General features: G+C 38.9%; 13 protein-coding genes. 6 read left to right on the forward strand and 7 right to left on the reverse strand.

Annotated elements, in window-relative coordinates:
* Positions 1–22 precede the first annotated feature (22 nt).
* Positions 23–718, reverse strand: a complete 696-nt coding sequence (locus tag J0A69_RS04415) for a response regulator transcription factor (protein WP_206585287.1) — start codon at positions 716–718, stop codon at positions 23–25.
* A complete protein-coding gene (locus J0A69_RS04420) occupies positions 715–2,424 on the reverse strand; it encodes a sensor histidine kinase (RefSeq protein WP_206585288.1) in 1,710 nt (569 codons plus the stop codon). Before J0A69_RS04420 ends, J0A69_RS04415 begins: the two co-directional genes overlap by 4 nt.
* A gap of 212 nt (positions 2,425–2,636) precedes the next feature.
* On the opposite strand from J0A69_RS04420, the gene lysA reads away from it, so the two are divergent.
* From lysA to J0A69_RS04440, 4 genes are all read left to right on the forward strand, one after another.
* The gene (lysA, locus tag J0A69_RS04425) at positions 2,637–3,869 is read left to right on the forward strand and encodes a diaminopimelate decarboxylase (protein ID WP_206585289.1); all 1,233 of its coding nucleotides are present in this window, start codon (positions 2,637–2,639) and stop codon (positions 3,867–3,869) included.
* A 231-nt stretch (positions 3,870–4,100) separates the two neighbouring features.
* The gene (locus J0A69_RS04430) at positions 4,101–5,144 is read left to right on the forward strand and encodes a PorP/SprF family type IX secretion system membrane protein (protein ID WP_206585801.1); all 1,044 of its coding nucleotides are present in this window, start codon (positions 4,101–4,103) and stop codon (positions 5,142–5,144) included.
* 376 nt (positions 5,145–5,520) lie between these two features.
* A complete protein-coding gene (locus J0A69_RS04435; protein WP_206585290.1) occupies positions 5,521–7,587 on the forward strand; it encodes a T9SS type B sorting domain-containing protein in 2,067 nt (688 codons plus the stop codon).
* Positions 7,588–7,590: 3 nt separating this feature from the next.
* A complete protein-coding gene (locus J0A69_RS04440) occupies positions 7,591–8,616 on the forward strand; it encodes a PorP/SprF family type IX secretion system membrane protein (RefSeq protein ID WP_206585291.1) in 1,026 nt (341 codons plus the stop codon).
* A 75-nt stretch (positions 8,617–8,691) separates the two neighbouring features.
* Here the strand turns inward: J0A69_RS04440 and J0A69_RS04445 are convergent, their stop codons facing one another.
* The 5 genes from J0A69_RS04445 to J0A69_RS04465 all read right to left on the reverse strand — a co-directional run bounded on the left by J0A69_RS04445 (position 8,692) and on the right by J0A69_RS04465 (position 13,647).
* The gene (locus J0A69_RS04445) at positions 8,692–9,624 is read right to left on the reverse strand and encodes a mechanosensitive ion channel family protein (RefSeq protein ID WP_206585292.1); all 933 of its coding nucleotides are present in this window, start codon (positions 9,622–9,624) and stop codon (positions 8,692–8,694) included.
* A 110-nt stretch (positions 9,625–9,734) separates the two neighbouring features.
* Positions 9,735–10,187 carry a hypothetical protein gene (locus J0A69_RS04450; protein ID WP_206585293.1) on the reverse strand — a complete coding sequence of 151 codons (453 nt, stop codon included), beginning with the start codon at positions 10,185–10,187 and terminating at the stop codon, positions 9,735–9,737.
* Positions 10,188–10,272: 85 nt separating this feature from the next.
* Positions 10,273–10,623 (reverse strand): hypothetical protein, encoded by a 351-nt coding sequence (locus J0A69_RS04455; protein WP_206585294.1) that lies wholly within the window; start codon positions 10,621–10,623, stop codon positions 10,273–10,275.
* 232 nt (positions 10,624–10,855) lie between these two features.
* Positions 10,856–11,887 carry a hypothetical protein gene (locus tag J0A69_RS04460; RefSeq protein ID WP_206585295.1) on the reverse strand — a complete coding sequence of 344 codons (1,032 nt, stop codon included), beginning with the start codon at positions 11,885–11,887 and terminating at the stop codon, positions 10,856–10,858.
* 8 nt (positions 11,888–11,895) lie between these two features.
* Positions 11,896–13,647: a ferritin-like domain-containing protein gene (locus tag J0A69_RS04465; protein WP_206585296.1), complete on the reverse strand. Its 1,752-nt coding sequence runs from the start codon at positions 13,645–13,647 to the stop codon at positions 11,896–11,898.
* Positions 13,648–13,783: 136 nt separating this feature from the next.
* On the opposite strand from J0A69_RS04465, the gene J0A69_RS04470 reads away from it, so the two are divergent.
* Positions 13,784–14,350 carry an OsmC family protein gene (locus tag J0A69_RS04470; protein ID WP_206585297.1) on the forward strand — a complete coding sequence of 189 codons (567 nt, stop codon included), beginning with the start codon at positions 13,784–13,786 and terminating at the stop codon, positions 14,348–14,350.
* 1 nt (position 14,351) lies between these two features.
* A complete protein-coding gene (locus J0A69_RS04475; RefSeq protein WP_206585298.1) occupies positions 14,352–15,587 on the forward strand; it encodes an FIST signal transduction protein in 1,236 nt (411 codons plus the stop codon).
* Positions 15,588–15,589 lie beyond the last annotated feature (2 nt).

A 15,589-nucleotide genomic window follows, 5' to 3' on the forward strand; every position in this document is an offset into this window, starting at 1 on the left:
TTATCTAAAATCCGAAATCCTTTTAGTCTTCGCTGACAATCAATTTAAAACCTTCACCATGAACAGTAATGATCTGAACTTTTGGATCATCTTTTAACAGCTTTCTGATTTTACTCAAGTAAACGTCCATGCTTCTGGCGTTAAAATAACTGTCATCTCCCCAAATCTGCTTCAATGCATGGCTTCTGTTGACAAGCTTGTTGATTTCAGATGCCAGAAGTCGGATCAGTTCGTTTTCCTTTGAAGTCAATTTATGTTTTCCCAAAGGCCCTTCTAGATATTGCTCATCATAGTGCAAAACAAATCCTCCGAATTCATAAGTTTTTAATGGAGTGATTTCGGTGCTTTTTTGAGTTCTACGCAGGATTGCTGTCACTCGCAAAAGCAATTCTTCCATACTAAATGGCTTGGTGATGTAATCATCTGCACCGATTTTAAGGCCTTCGATGATATCATCTTTTTGGTTCTTTGCTGTCAAAAACAAAACCGGAAGATCTTCTTGTACCTTCTTGATTTCTTTTGCCAAAGTGAATCCATCCTTTTTTGGCATCATGATATCAAGTAGGCAGAGATCATACTTATCTTTTTTGAATTTATTCCAACCTTCTTCACCATCACGGCAGAGAGTGGGTTCATAACCTTTCATCTCCAGATATTCCTGAAGGATATCGCCTAGATTTGGGTCGTCTTCTACGACTAGTAGTTTTGCTTTGCTCATTGCTTTTTGGGTATGTTTATGGTGAACGTGGTTCCCTTTCCAACTTCACTTTCCACTTGAATACCACCATGATGGGCTTCAAGCATCGTTTTCACATAGGATAATCCCAATCCAAAACCTTTCACATCGTGAACGTTTCCTGTTGGGACACGATAAAATTTATCAAAAATTTTCTTCTGGGCATCTTTTGTCATTCCAATGCCATTGTCGGCAATTTTGACGATGATTTCATCTGCATCTTCGAAAGCATCCAAAACAATCGTAGGAGTGTTATGAGTGTACTTGATGGCATTGTCCAAAAGATTATTGAAAATATGGGTAAGGTGAAAAGCATCTCCTTCAACAATCGGCTCTTTCAAGCGATCTTTGAGTGTTAGGTTTCCACCTTTTTTCTCTACCTGTAGACTTATATGTTGCATGGTTGATTCCAGCAATTCACTGAGATTTACCTCTTCAATTTTCAATTTAAAGTCCTGCTTATCCAACGCCGCTGCCTGAAGAACTTTCTCCACTTGTGCAGTTAATCTTTTGTTCTCATCCTTGATGATTCCTAGATATCTCTTCCGGAACTTATCTTGTGTCGAAAGCTCTGGGTCCTGCAATGCTTCTACGGCCAGACTTACAGTAGCTAACGGAGTTTTGAACTCATGGGTCATGTTATTGATAAAATCATTTTTGGTATCCGAAAGCGCTTTTTGTCTAATGATGACCTTGATCGCATAGATAAAACAGAAAATGATTACTCCTATAAATAGGATTGAGCTTGAGATAGGAAGCCAGACTTGGCGAATGACATGGTAGTTTTTACTTGGGAAAAAGATATAGAGGAAGTTTTCCTGACCTAAAATATCATTGGGGAATAACTTGGCTTTAATTCCATTTTGAAGCAGATTTTCTCCTTGACTTACTGGGCCTAATGGCAAGAATTCTCCGTCATTCTTAACCAAACCCAATTCAAATTGCTCAGAAATTCCCCTTTCCATCAAATGGTTTCTAAGTAATTCCCGGACTTGTAATGTATCCAAACGTTCCAGAATTGCCTGCTGGCCAGCCGCCAATTCGTTCCAGGTACGTTCCACCATATCAATTTTGAAATTGGCCCTGCGGATTTTATCCAAAATATCGTCAGAGATATTTATTTCAGTAATCATCTCTGGCGAGTTTGGTTTTCTTCTAGCAGGAGTAGATTCCAATTTGCTCAAATAAGACAATTGCCTTTCTTTTTCTTCCAACAAAATGGCCATTTCATCAGGAGTAAACATGCTTGAGGCAAGCTCAGGGGTCATGTAAGTAAAGAACATCTCCAATTCCTTCAATAAGCTCATGTCAAAGCCTCGTGATTCCAGAATCCTTCGGAAAGTTGGACTTACTTCAGGCGCCGGTTCGCTAAACATTGTGTCCACAATCGAAGGCCTTGGTCTGTAGATGGACCTTTGCTGGACATCGTTGAAAGTAATCGGTTCAATTTTTTCGAAAAGAGATTCCTGTAGAACAGAATCCTTCATCAAGGAGCTTAAAAGAACATCAGAGGTTTCTCCTTTTTCCAGTTGTTCTACTGTGCCCGAAAGAGCCATGTAGACATTTTGATCAAATCTCTCCCGGTTGATACGCACGGCATTACTTACCCAATAGTATTGAAATCCCATCAAGCCAAAGCTTGCTAGGGACATCAAGACGATTATAAGCGTAATGTTTCCTTTAGACATGGTACAAATTTAGCCTGATTCTCAGGGGTGCTATAAGGCTTAACAATATTTAACTGGATCCAAGTAAGAAAGGTGATTCGTCTGTGAGAACAAATTGAAGAATCATTCCGTTCTTTAAGCATGATTTCTTAATTACATTTAGATAAAGGAAAAAAGGGGGCTTATGCCTCCTTTTTTTTTATTTGGCTATCTTTGGGCGCAAATTTCCTATTATGCCTTCATCACAAAATCCTATTTCTATCCAAGGTGTTTCTTTGGCTTCGATCGCTGAAGAGTTTGGTACTCCCGTTTACGTTTACGATGGTGAAAAAATCACCACGCAAATCCATACGCTACAGGAAGCATTTTCTAAAGTTCCATTGAGAATCAAGTATGCGACCAAAGCCTTGACAAATGTCAGCATCTTGAAATTGATCAAGCATGCGGGGGCAGAGGTAGATGCAGTTTCTGTGGAAGAAGTGAGGCTTTGCATGGAGGCTGGTTTCAAAGCTGAAGATGTCATGTATACGCCGAATGGTGTAAGCATGGAAGAAATCAAGGAAGTTGTGGAATTGGGTGCCATGATCAATTTAGATAACATCCCGATGTTAGATCTATTTGGTCAGCTTTATGGCAATTCTGTTCCAGTTTGCATTCGCATCAACCCACATATCATGGCGGGTGGAAATGCTAAAATTTCTGTCGGTCATATAACCAGTAAATTCGGGATTTCTATTCACCAGCTGGATCGAATCCTTGAGGTCGTCGATAAAAACAACATGTTGATTACTGGGCTTCATTTGCATACAGGCTCTGATATTTTGGATGCCGAAGTATTCCTTAAAGGAGCAAATGTGTTGTTTGAGGCAGCAATGAAATTCCCTGACTTAAGGTTCCTGGATTTTGGGGGTGGTTTCAAAGTGGCATATAAAGAAGGTGATGTGGTCACAGATATCATGAAAGTTGGAGACCGGGTTTCAGATGCTTTTCTTGAATTCTGTAAAGCATACGGAAGAGAGCTGGAGCTATGGTTAGAGCCAGGAAAGTTTGTAGTCAGTGAATCAGGCTACCTGATCGTGCAGGCCAATGTGGTGAAAGAAACACCGCAGATCACATTTATCGGCGTCAATTCTGGATTGAATCATTTGATCAGACCGATGATGTACGACGCTTATCATGGAGTATATAATTTGAGTAATCCCGAAGCGGAGAAAAGAAAATATAATGTAGTAGGATATATCTGTGAAACGGATACAATAGCGGCTGAAAGAGATATTTCTGAGGTGAGGATGGGAGATTATTTGGTCATCAAAAATGCCGGAGCCTATGGCATCAGTATGGCATCCAATTATAATTCCAGACTAAGACCTGCTGAGGTTTTGGTATGGGATGGCAAAGCAAATTTGATCCGTAAAAGAGAGAAGTTCAAAGATCTTCTTCATAACCAGGTCATTCTGGATATCTAATCCGGATTTATTTTCACCGTAAAATTTCTTTGGTATAGTTATTGATTTTCAAAGCCACAATTGACTTTGAAACACGGGATAATTGTGTTTTGTCAAGATGGTTTGGAACCCAATAAGATTGATAAACTCAATCGTAAGCCCTAGTAGTTTCACAACCTACATTTCATGTTAATTTCACGAATTTTCGTTGCGACTTCAGTAAATTGAACGTACCGAGTTGTGAAGAAGATTATGTTGAGGAAAGTATTAGGCATATTTTTAATTTGTATAGCTTTTTTTAGGGCTACTCAAGATTCCTATGCCCAGGATACACAATATTCTCAATTTTACGCCGCCCCTTTATATCTGAATCCAGCTTTAACAGGTGCAAGTGAAATGACACGAATTGGTGTTAACTATCGGAATCAGTGGCCAGGTTTGGATCAGAGTTTTAATTCTTACTCCGCTTACATTGACCATTATATTTTCGATTACAATTCAGGAATTGGTCTGATCTTCAATGGTAGTCAAGAAAGTATGGCCCAACTTTCAACCAATGAAATAGGGTTGTCTTATGCCTATCGTCTTCAGATTAGCCAGGATCTATTTTTCAGAGTGGGAGGCCAAGTGAGTTTCATGCAGCGAAATGCCTTTTTCTCCGATTTGGTCTTTGGAAGTCAGATAGACATTATTAATGGAACCGTGGGCGGTATTACGGATGAATTGAATGGCGTACCCTTGGATTCCAAGTATAGTTTTCTCGATTATGCCGTGGGAGGATTACTCTATACCGATAAATATTGGTTTGGAGTATCTGCACACCATCTATCCGAACCCAATAGATCTTTTGTAGAAGGCCAGATCTCCAAACTTCCTATGAAACTATCAGCTCAAGGCGGAGTCAAATTTGACTTGGGTCATGGAGGTAGAGACTTTTTCACCCATCAATATTCAGAGCGCTCAGTTTCTTTTGCATTTAATTACAAGCAGCAAGATCCATTTAGCCAGTTGGATGTAGGTGCCCAATTATATTTGGAACCTTTGGTTTTAGGGCTTTGGTATAGAGGATTGCCTTCTAAAAATTCACTGCCGAATAATGAAGCAATTATTGGTTTGGTCGGTGTTTCTCTCCCAAGTGGGCTGGATATTGGATATTCTTATGATGTAACTGCCTCTAAATTAGGGCTGAAAAATAGTGGTGGAGCACATGAAATCTCAATTAGATATACATTTTTATGGGGTGATCCCAAAAGTAGAAACCAAAGAGGAAGGGTAATTCCGTGCTTTAAATATTGATTTTTTGAAGTATTTCCATCTCTAATCAAAAAATAATTCAATTTTTTTTCAAAAAATCTTGATAGCCTGAAATTCAGGCTTTTGTGTTTTGTAGTCAAAAAAAAGCATCATTTGCATCCTTTTTTGATTATGGTAATTTTTTAAGAAAAATAATACTTTTTCCAGTCCAATTTCATTTTTACTCCGTATTTCAAAACGCTTGGAAATAAGAATTATTCTACATTTATTTTAAAAAATTCACCCATTTTAAGAATATCATTTTGTTGTATATGACTTACAAAAAATAATATTCTTAAAAATGAAATACAAAAACTTTACTATATAAGGCACTTTTACCCAATCGAAATCGACCTGTCACCCGAAAGGCTGCAAAAAGATGAAAAAGGCATTACTAACATATGGCTTGATGATAATCCTCCCCCTAATGGTGATGGATTTTGCCAATGTATCATTTGCCCAAAGATCCTTTGTCACTCCAGGACTTGCAGGAAGTAGAATTGAAAGCCTTGATGCAATTTCTGTAGAGGTTTCAGGAAAGCTAGCTCTTTGCTCTCATTCAGAAAAAGGACATATCATACTTACTGTCAATGGAGGAAAAGCTCCTTATACATATAAGTGGAATACATTAGAAACCACTAAAGACAGAACCAATTTATACGCAGGTACTTATACGGTAGACATTACAGATGCATTAGGAACAGTTCATACCGAAAGAATTGTTGTGCAGCCTCCTTTTCCGTTAATTCTAAATCCTATTACAGTAACTGATGCCACTTGTGGTTCTGGAGCTGATGGATCTGCAAAAGTTAGTGTTAAAGTTGGTCGAGGCGAACCTTATAAAGTTACCTGGAGTAATGGCGTCACCGATAAATGGGAAGTGAATGGCTTGGAGCCAGGAATTCACTCAGTAACTGTGGCGGATATTTACAATTGTGATGTAACTGTCTCTTTCGAAGTAAAAGCAGCTTCAGAAGGAATTTCAGCTAATGAAACTATTCAGGATCTATCCTGTGGAGGTGGAAATGATGGTGCAATTAACCTATCTGTTTCTGGAGGAGTTGCACCTTATACTTATAAATGGAGTAATGGAGCCACCACTAAAGACATCTCTGGAGTTTCTGAGGGAGCTTACAGTGTGATTATAAAAGATCAAAAAGGTTGCTCTTACACTGCAAATTATTTAGTAAAAACCCCGGTTTCCATGTCTGTGTCAGAATCCATTTTGGCACCAGCTTGTGAAGGAAATGCTACTGGTCAGATAGACTTAGCAATTGTAGGTGGAAAATCACCTTATACTTTTAAATGGAGCAACGGACAAACTACAGCTTCTGCATCAAGTCTTACTGCTGGAAATTACTCAGTTCTTATTACTGATGCATCAGGTTGTACTGTTGAAAAGCAATTCACATTAACACCAAGTTCTCAATTGGATTTGAGAGTGGTACAGCAAGAAAATGTTTCATGTTCTGGCAATGAGGATGGAAAAATCGAATTGGCATTATCTGGAGCATTCGGAACTTACCAAGTCATTTGGTCTGATGGAGTAGAGGGAGTTTTGAACAGAGAAAATCTGGCTGCAGGCACTTATTCAGTAAAGGCAAAAGATTCAAGTGGCTGTGAAGTTAGTAAGGCTTTTGAAATCAAAGGAGCTGGAAACATCGAGGCTAGAATTGAAAGTATGCTTGATGTGGATTGTGCAGAAGGTTCTATTACTGGAGTTGCGTGGGTTTCTATTCAAGGTGGTCAAGAGCCTTATACCATCGAATGGAATACTGGAGACTCCAATGCAAGAGAGATTAATTATTTCCAGACAGGGACATTAAAAGTAAAAATATCAGATGCTTCAGGATGTTCTGTTGTAACTGAAGCGAAAGTAGATTACCCAAAACAAAATGCACAGGGAGGTAGATTGAATTTCCAATATAGAAAACTGGAAATCACCAACGAACCAGAAGTGCAGGTTGACGAAGAGATCATTTTTGAAAGTGAAATTTCCGAAGAGTTTATCGCCTGGGAATGGCATTTTGGAGATGGTAAAAAGTCAACAGATAAAGATCCTATCCATGTTTTTGACAAAGCAGGATCTTTTGAAGTAACCCTTACAGCTTATGATATCTATGGATGTTCCAGCATTGAGAAAAACTTGGTGCAGGTAATTATCCCTGAGGATATGATTGTCATTCCAAACGCATTTACACCAAACGGAGACGGCCTAAACGATACGTTTATCCCTAAAGTTAAAGCCGTCTCAAATTTCTCCATGGAAATTTTCAACACCTGGGGAGAAAGAATCTATTCCACCACTAGCCTTGAATCAAGAGGCTGGGATGGTACTTACAAAGGTCAGGCGTCACCCGCCGGAAACTATTTGTACAAAATCACCTACACCTCTGCTGCTGGCGAAAACTTAAGCCGAACAGGGGGGATCACCCTTATTAGATAACATATGAAAAGAATTTTTACACTTATCATGATGGGTTTCCTGACTCTTGGGCTAAGAGCACAAGATGTGCAGTATTCGCAGTTTTATGCTGCTCCTTTGTATCTAAACCCAGCGATGGCTGGTTCTTCGGAAATGACCCGAATTGGTGTCAATTACCGTAACCAATGGCCTGGCCTAGATCAGTCCTTTACCTCGTATTCTGCTTATGTAGATCATTATTTGTTTAATATCAACAGTGGTATAGGTTTGATTTTCAATAAGTCTGAGCAAAGTATGGCAAACCTAAGCGTTTCTGAAATTGGCGCAGTTTATTCCTACAGAATGCGATTGGGTTTCCGCTCATTTTTAAGATTAGGAGGTCAGGTAACCTACATGGATCGCGACGCTTATTTTGGGGATTTGGTTTTTGGAAGTCAGATTGATGACCAAACAGGAGCGATTGGTGATTTTAGTGGCGAAAACCTTGGACATGATATTCGTCAGCAGTTTGTAGATTATAGTTTTGGCTTTCTTTATAACAATGAAAAAGTATGGTTTGGAGTTTCTACAGCGCATGTGACTCAACCTAATATGTCTTTTATCGACGGACAGAATTCCAGATTGCCATTGAAAGTTTCAGCACACGGTGGAGTTAAATTTGACTTATCCGGAGGCTCTTCTACTGCTTTCTACAACCAAAAGTCAGGAACAAAAGAATTGACTTTAGCTTTCAATTATAAAAATCAAAGACCTTTCACTCAGTTGGATATGGGTGCACAAATCAACATCCAGCCTTTGGTTTTAGGTGTATGGTATAGAGGTATTCCTGTTTCTAAGTCGGAGCAGCCAAATCACGAATCAATCATAGCCCTAGTTGGTATTTCTCTGGGTGGAGGATTAGATATGGGATACAGCCATGATTTTACAATTTCCTCTTTGGGTAATGCCAATACTGGAGGAGCTCATGAGATTTCACTTCGTTATAGCTTCCTATGGGGAAAAGCTTCTGGTGCTGGTAGAAAATCTTCTATGCCTTGTTTCAAATATTGATAAAGCAAAATATTCTGAATTTGATAGCTTGACTTTCGTTTGAAATCGAATGAATTCAGTTTGACAAAGGATTAATTAAGATAGAGTCTCTTTATCTTGTGACTTTTCTAATTGTACCCTTGTTTTAGGTAGGCTCTGAGGGTATTCCCTTTGAATAAATTCTATCATTTTTTCTCTTACATACACCCGTAAATCCCATGCTGTTGGGGAATTTTTGGCACTTACTAAAATCCGGGTTTCTACAGTGAACTCCTTAGCATCACTCACCTGCAACACTTTCACCTTACCATCCCAAAGCTTGGTGGTTTCAAGAATCCTGTCCAATTCCTTTCTCATTGCATCGAAAGGAATGGTGTAATCAGTGTATAAAAAGACCGAACCCAATAAATCTGCAGAAGTCCTGGTCCAGTTTTGAAAAGGTTTTTCTAAAAAATAGGTGGTAGGAAGCACTAATCTCCTCAAATCCCAGATTCTAACCACGATGTAATTCAAATTGATTTCTTCGATCCAACCCCATTCGCCTTCCACTACTACTGCATCTTCTAGCCGAAAAGGCTGTGTAATGGCGATCTGAATTCCGGCAATCAAGGTTCCAATGGCTTTTTGTGCAGAAAATCCAATAATAATCCCGGCTACTCCAGCAGAGGCAAAAATCCCAACTCCAACCTGACGAATTTCTTCAAAGGAGAGCAAAATTACCCCGATCCCAAATATGATAATAATGAAATTGGCTACTTTCTGAAGTATGTTTATCTGGGTATAGACCTTTCTGGCTTTTAGATTATCCTCTTGAGAAATATCAAAAGCTCTTAGGAAAGTCTTTTTGATTATCTGTATCAAGATAATGAGAGACCAAGCCACTCCTGTAATGATCAAAATCGTGTTCAGGTGCGGTAAATAAGAGAAAACCCCATCCCAGCTTTTGGCGTCTTCTCTCAAATATAGCTTGAGAAAAACCAGAGTGAGTGTTACAATAATGGGTAATATTAGCCGGGTATATCTTTTCATGATTCTCGTAGTTAAAAAGGATTTCATCAACACAATTGTTGACTGAAAACTGGATATTTTGGGCTAACTAAAGGGAGAAATTAAGTAAATAGGCTTAGAAAGCCAAAGATTTACTCTTGGTTTGGGACTTCCTTGAGTAAAAAGGAATTGTCAAAAGACAAGGAATCGAGGCTTTTCAACAGAATTTTCCCATCCTTTTCTTCAATGGGGCCAAAGCCTTCCCGCATCCCATCTTCGGTTTTTTTAAAGGCTACTTGACGTACCGAAACGGTCCCTTCAGATTCAAATTTATAATCGGCCACCAATAGATTTCCTTGCATTTCTCCATTGATAGTACCTCTACTTTTGTCTTTTTCAAAAAATGCATATTCCAATGTTCCGGTTATTTTTCCGTCTTCGTTAAAGGTTTGAAGTTTAATCAAATCTTTTTCATTCATATAGATGTAGCAATGACTTTCCTCTTTTGGGGAAGTTTCTACTTCAGGTACATTAGCTTCATTTTTTTGGGTACAAGAAAAAGTGGCCATAGAAAGCCCAAATAGCATAATTAGTAGTTTTTTCATAAGCTTGGGTTTTTAATCTAGCTCATTTAAAACAAAAAAACCGCCAAGATTCTTGACGGTTTCAATCAGAAATTTCAAACAGTTTCTACTGTGCCATACCTGTGGCTTTCCAAGTTTCCAAAGTCATGATTTGCTCTGCTGTCAAAGCAGGTTTTTTAAGTTGGAAAGGCATGAATCCTTTTTCATCCTGTGGTTTTTTGACTCTTGCGATGATGTCATCAATATTTGATGCAACTGCATTGTAGGTGTCTAGGTATTTCTTTTTGCCTTCATCTGGGAAGTGGCAAGGAGTACAACTAGCAATCATGATTGGTTTAATGTCTTTATCATAAGACACCGCTGCCAAAGAAGTGCTGGAAGCTTTTTTTGTACTGGTACAGGATTGATATACAATCAATCCAAAGGCCGCAACAAGTAGTAAGTAGCGTGATTTCATAGTGCTTTATTTTTTGGGTTGAATTTCTTTGTTGCTTCTTAGGCCCAGTCATAAAAACCTAAAGCCCATAGAAAAACTATAGTAATTTAATAAAATAAACCAGAGTTAAAGTTTAGAGAATTTATTTTCGGTAATAATTGATCTTTTTAGGCTCTAAATACCTGATCAAAAGGAAGTTTTAATTAGTGTTACTTGCCAAAATTGAACTCTTTGATCTCAATTTTCCCCATGTTTATTTCAATGGGATATCTAAAGTGCCGCTGCACCAACCTGCCATTAGATCTCCATCGTATTGACCTAGATAATAGAGAATTTTCCATTCTTTTTCAGTATCGATTTGATAGGGTCCAAAAAACTCCTGATCAGCAACCGGCACTGGATTCATACTCGAATTGCCACGGATGGTATGTGAATAGAGTTGTCTAAGCGGGATTCTACTCAATAATCTATTAGCCAAAACAGTAGGCCCAGTAGCCTGCGTGAAGAAATTTACTGCATACAAGCGAGATCGATAAGCTTCTGCCAACCCTTTTTTGTCAACTGCTTCAGCCTCGACTATTTTTCCCTTCAGCCAATTCATGCGGTTTTCGAAGTAAGTACTCAAAGTGTCCGAAGACCAGCCTATTTGAGCTAAACCTTCATCCGAAAGAGCAAATCGTTGATAGGGAAGCCTTCGGTCTACTATTTCATTTGGAAAAACCTTGTAAAGCTGCCTTTCTGGGTGTTCAAAATCCAATGGATCAAACCGACTCAATATTGTTTTGGAATCATCGGGAGTGGAAACAGTAAATACAAAGGGATTTACGGTAAACCTATCTGGATCCCCATCTGAGGTGATTTGATTACGGCCTTCAAAAATCGGCCCTTTGAATGGACCATTCGATTCTGGTCTATTTGCAAATCGGCAGAGAGCGCCTTTCATTTTTTGGTCAAGTTCAGGTGCAAGTTCTCCGTCGATTTCTACTTTATTTACCAGAATACCGATTCCTCGGGTATTGTAATTGACATAATCTGGAGATGCCTCTCTGATATTTTTGATATCAAACTGTGGATTAGAACGAAGTGGGTCCTGATATTCAGGAGCTTTCATGTCATATTTCTCTTTGATATCCTTGGCCTGAGACCAGATGGAAGGATCCAGTAATGTTTCACCTGCAACCGAGTAAGTGAAACCTGATATTCCTCGTTGTTCATTGGATGGATCGGGATCAGTAGCTAATCGACATTGGAAATACCCGTCGAAGGAAATGCTTAACGTTGCCATAAAAAGTATTAATTAAAATTGGTAGAATAGTTTTGAAAGCCTTTAGAAGAAATTGGAGCAACCATTTTTCCACACCAATAAGCCTCGAAGTTTAAACCGATTCGATAAAAATTCTCCTCTAGGTATTGAAAAGCAATGGGGAAATCCCGAGCATCTGGCTGTAGATAGAAAGCCATATGATATCCTCTGTTTTCACATTCGGTTTTGAGAGTTTTGGCTTGTTCCTGCATACTTTTGAATGCTGCCATATAATCTTGACAGTTATCAAATGGTTTTATAACTTTTTCTCTCTCAGCTGGGTCAGTTTGGACGATATCAAACAAAAAGTCTGGTCCTGCACATCGATCTGGTACTTTTCCTCCCTCTGGTACAAAGCTTTCATCCGCTGGTAATCTGCAAATCATTTCTCCTAGCGGGCGGATAATGTTAGTCATAAAAGGATAAAAAGCTGTTTGGAAATAGGCGTTTACTTGTGGAGGTCTAATTCCTGTGGTTTGATCAATTTCATAATGTCCGAAAAATCCACTCAGCATTTTGATCATTGTTGTATAAGCTTCGTCAAAAAGCTTCATGGCCTTGATTGCTACAGTATTTGTCACCTGATAGGTAGCATTCTCCGGCATGTTTGGAAGATTATTGATTAAATGTCGGTCTTTTAAAGTCGAGCATGTTGGGTTCCAAACAACAGGAAGCGCTGGTTCAAATGATAACTGATTTGATTTTGATTCTTCTTTCAATTCATCAATCACCGACTGGAATACCCAAAAATGGCTTCCCAAAGCTGGTGGGATGCCCCAAACGCCTTCTCCTTCTTCTATAATTTGCTCAATTGCTTCTTCCACATACTCTTCAAATTGGCCGATAACCAAGGGATTCAATGTGATATTGAAGCCATAATGCTCATCTACAATCCGTTCCATATTTTGACCTTCAATGATTTTATATTTCAGGCCTATTAGAAGAAATGCTCGAATGAATGTATAAAGCTGTTCGATGCTATCGAAGTAGGTGCCATTGGTTAATGGATCATGGATTTTGTCCATTACATCTTGGCTGAGTGAATTGGTCAAGAACTTTTTAAGGAAATCAATTGCTTCCTGATGGGTTTCAGGATGATTGAATTGGTCAGGATCTTTATGAGGAACTGTAAACAGATCCTTCAAATCCTCTGGAATTCCTTCAGCCTCAAGTGGGTCACGTACAGGTAAATGATCGGGCTTTTCCCAATACCGGAAAATCTCCAAGGCTATGGGGCTGAAAGGCATCAAGTTTACGGGCTTGCCCAAAGGAAAGGAGGTAGCCGGTACCGGGAAATTAGGGCGATACATGTATGGATCCTTGCCTAAAATGGCCAAAAGATTCATGTCATAGCAGAGGTGAGTCATTTCCTCTCGGGAAACCATCAACATATTAGCTTCCCATCTTCTGATTTTTTCTACCTGAGCCTCCCGGATTACATTTATTTTTTTTTCATCATCCGTCAAAGTCCTTTTCTTTATTAAAGAGGGATCACCCGTCCATACCTGTCCTTCCTCTATGTAATATTCGGAGGTATAATCTGAAAATTCTTCAGGATATTTTTTAAGGCTGAAACTTGTAAACAAGTATTGCATTGCCAATAAGTGTTCTGTTGTACTGGCTTGTTTCAGCAGTGAATAAATTAGTTCTACAAACTCTTCTTTTTCTGGATCGGTAATATTTTGAAGGATTCCATGCAGTTCAGCATCTGGTTGGATTTTTTGAAGTTTTTTTTGTGACATGTGGAATAAAAAATTTTAAGTATAAAAACTAAGCAATAGAAAATCAGTTGATTAAATATAAGAGTTAGTTTGGTCTAGCTCCTATTTTTGGTATATTTCATTTATTCTTTTTATCACTAATAACTTTTTTCAAAAAATGCCAAACATTAAAAATGGAGTGAATCTCGACAACATCGAAGCACTAACTGGAGCAATCAAAAATGATCCTAAAGTAGCACTAGTTCAGTTTAAAGCCCAATCCGAATGGAAAGGAGGCACAAAGGCTGCAGTAACAGTATCTGAGCTTTTTTCAAACGGGAACAACATCAGAAGCGAAGCAAGTAAGTTTAATTTAATGGTGGACGAACCCGCTGTTTTAGGAGGCACTGATGAGCATCCAAATCCAGTGGAATACCTTGCCTCAGCTCTCTGCGGATGTCTTACAGCTGGAATTGCTACCAATGCAGCTCTTTTTGGTACCGAATTAGAAAAAATCAACGTAGAGGTTTTCGTGAATTTTGATGTACACGGAGTATTGGGAATGGATAGATCCAAACCTAATGGACCTTTGGATTTACATTACAAAGTGACTTTGAAAGGTAAAAATGGAGCGAGCATGGAGCAGCTGTTGAAGTCAAAAGAGACATTGGATAAAAAATCTCCAATCAAGAATACTATTGAGCTGCCACTTCGAGTGACCACAGAAGTAGTTATAGAAGAATAAAATGGTAGCCGGTACTTCATTTGGAGTAGGGTTTTCAGAGTCCTCTGACTCTCGGAAGGCCGGGATTCAGGCTTCAAAGGAAGCATTAGCCAAAGCTGAACTTACTCATGGAGAGGTTCAGCTTTGTTTTTTGTTTTGCACATCCCGTCATGATCCTGTTGATTTTTTTGAAGGGGTGAAATCATGTCTGGGACCTAATACTCAATATTTCGGAGGCTTTGCCAATGGAACCTGTACCAATGAGGAATTGGGCTATGATGGATATCAAACTGTGGTAGGTCTTTTGGGCAACTCAGAAATTAAGTTTGATCTACTGATCGAGGAGGGAATCGGATTTCATGAATATGAAACCGGAAAGGCTCTTGGAGAAAAAATTGCTGCAAAAAATTACGCGAAGGATCCTCAGATTTTATTGCTTTTTGATGCAGTAAACCGACTGGAAGGCCGTTTTAGGATGAATTATGGGACACCTTTTATTCAAGGAATGAATGAAAGTTTTGACCAATGGCCTAATATAATCGGAGCCCGAATGTTGGGTGACATGAAATTTAAACCAACGCGGCAGTGGTGTGGAAAGGAAATGAGCCAAAATGCGGCGATGGCTTTGATATTTAGTGGGAATATCCGGATTGATACCCAAATTATGCATGGCTGTCAACCGGCAAGTGCCTATCACAAGGTAACATCCACCAAAGGAGCGAGTATTTTGGAACTGGATCATAAGCCAGCATTGGATGTAGTTGGAAGTATTTTGGGAGATGATCTTTTGGCTAACCCTCAAGAGCTGAAGTTTTTTGTCACCATGGGAAAAAATATGGGAGACAAATGGGAATCTTATAATCCCGGTAATTATATCAACCGAATGTGTGTGGGGGTGGATCCTGAGTCGAAAGGCTTATTTATGGCGGAAATTGATATTGAGGAAGGAACCGAGGTTCAATTGATGCGGAGAAGTTTTGAGATGGAGTATGTTTATAAAAGGACCAGAAAACTGATTGAAAAAATCAAATCCGAAAACAGAAAAATTATTTTTGGGATGTACATCAATTGTTCTGGTCGCGCAGCAGCTTACTCCAATCACACAGATGAAGATGTCCGACACGTACAAGAAGCAATAAATGGGGAATTTCCATTACTTGGGATCTATGAAGCGGGCGAACTTGCAGTGATAAAAAATGAGTTGCAAGTATTAGATTGGACAGGTTTATTTTGCCTTTTCAGTGAAGAAATGGTTTGAAT

Source organism: Algoriphagus pacificus, from assembly GCF_017254845.1.
GTDB lineage: Bacteria > Bacteroidota > Bacteroidia > Cytophagales > Cyclobacteriaceae > Algoriphagus > Algoriphagus pacificus.

Bases quoted from the DNA above. Each gene is read 5' to 3' on its own strand.
- J0A69_RS04415 (WP_206585287.1), bottom strand. From the start codon at position 718: ATGAGCAAAGCAAAACTACTAGTCGTAGAAGACGACCCAAATCTAGGC.
- J0A69_RS04420 (WP_206585288.1), bottom strand. From the start codon at position 2,424: ATGTCTAAAGGAAACATTACGCTTATAATCGTCTTGATGTCCCTAGCA.
- lysA (WP_206585289.1), top strand. From the start codon at position 2,637: ATGCCTTCATCACAAAATCCTATTTCTATCCAAGGTGTTTCTTTGGCT.
- J0A69_RS04430 (WP_206585801.1), top strand. From the start codon at position 4,101: ATGTTGAGGAAAGTATTAGGCATATTTTTAATTTGTATAGCTTTTTTT.
- J0A69_RS04435 (WP_206585290.1), top strand. From the start codon at position 5,521: ATGAAAAAGGCATTACTAACATATGGCTTGATGATAATCCTCCCCCTA.
- J0A69_RS04440 (WP_206585291.1), top strand. From the start codon at position 7,591: ATGAAAAGAATTTTTACACTTATCATGATGGGTTTCCTGACTCTTGGG.
- J0A69_RS04445 (WP_206585292.1), bottom strand. From the start codon at position 9,624: ATGAAAAGATATACCCGGCTAATATTACCCATTATTGTAACACTCACT.
- J0A69_RS04450 (WP_206585293.1), bottom strand. From the start codon at position 10,187: ATGAAAAAACTACTAATTATGCTATTTGGGCTTTCTATGGCCACTTTT.
- J0A69_RS04455 (WP_206585294.1), bottom strand. From the start codon at position 10,623: ATGAAATCACGCTACTTACTACTTGTTGCGGCCTTTGGATTGATTGTA.
- J0A69_RS04460 (WP_206585295.1), bottom strand. From the start codon at position 11,887: ATGGCAACGTTAAGCATTTCCTTCGACGGGTATTTCCAATGTCGATTA.
- J0A69_RS04465 (WP_206585296.1), bottom strand. From the start codon at position 13,647: ATGTCACAAAAAAAACTTCAAAAAATCCAACCAGATGCTGAACTGCAT.
- J0A69_RS04470 (WP_206585297.1), top strand. From the start codon at position 13,784: ATGCCAAACATTAAAAATGGAGTGAATCTCGACAACATCGAAGCACTA.
- J0A69_RS04475 (WP_206585298.1), top strand. From the start codon at position 14,352: ATGGTAGCCGGTACTTCATTTGGAGTAGGGTTTTCAGAGTCCTCTGAC.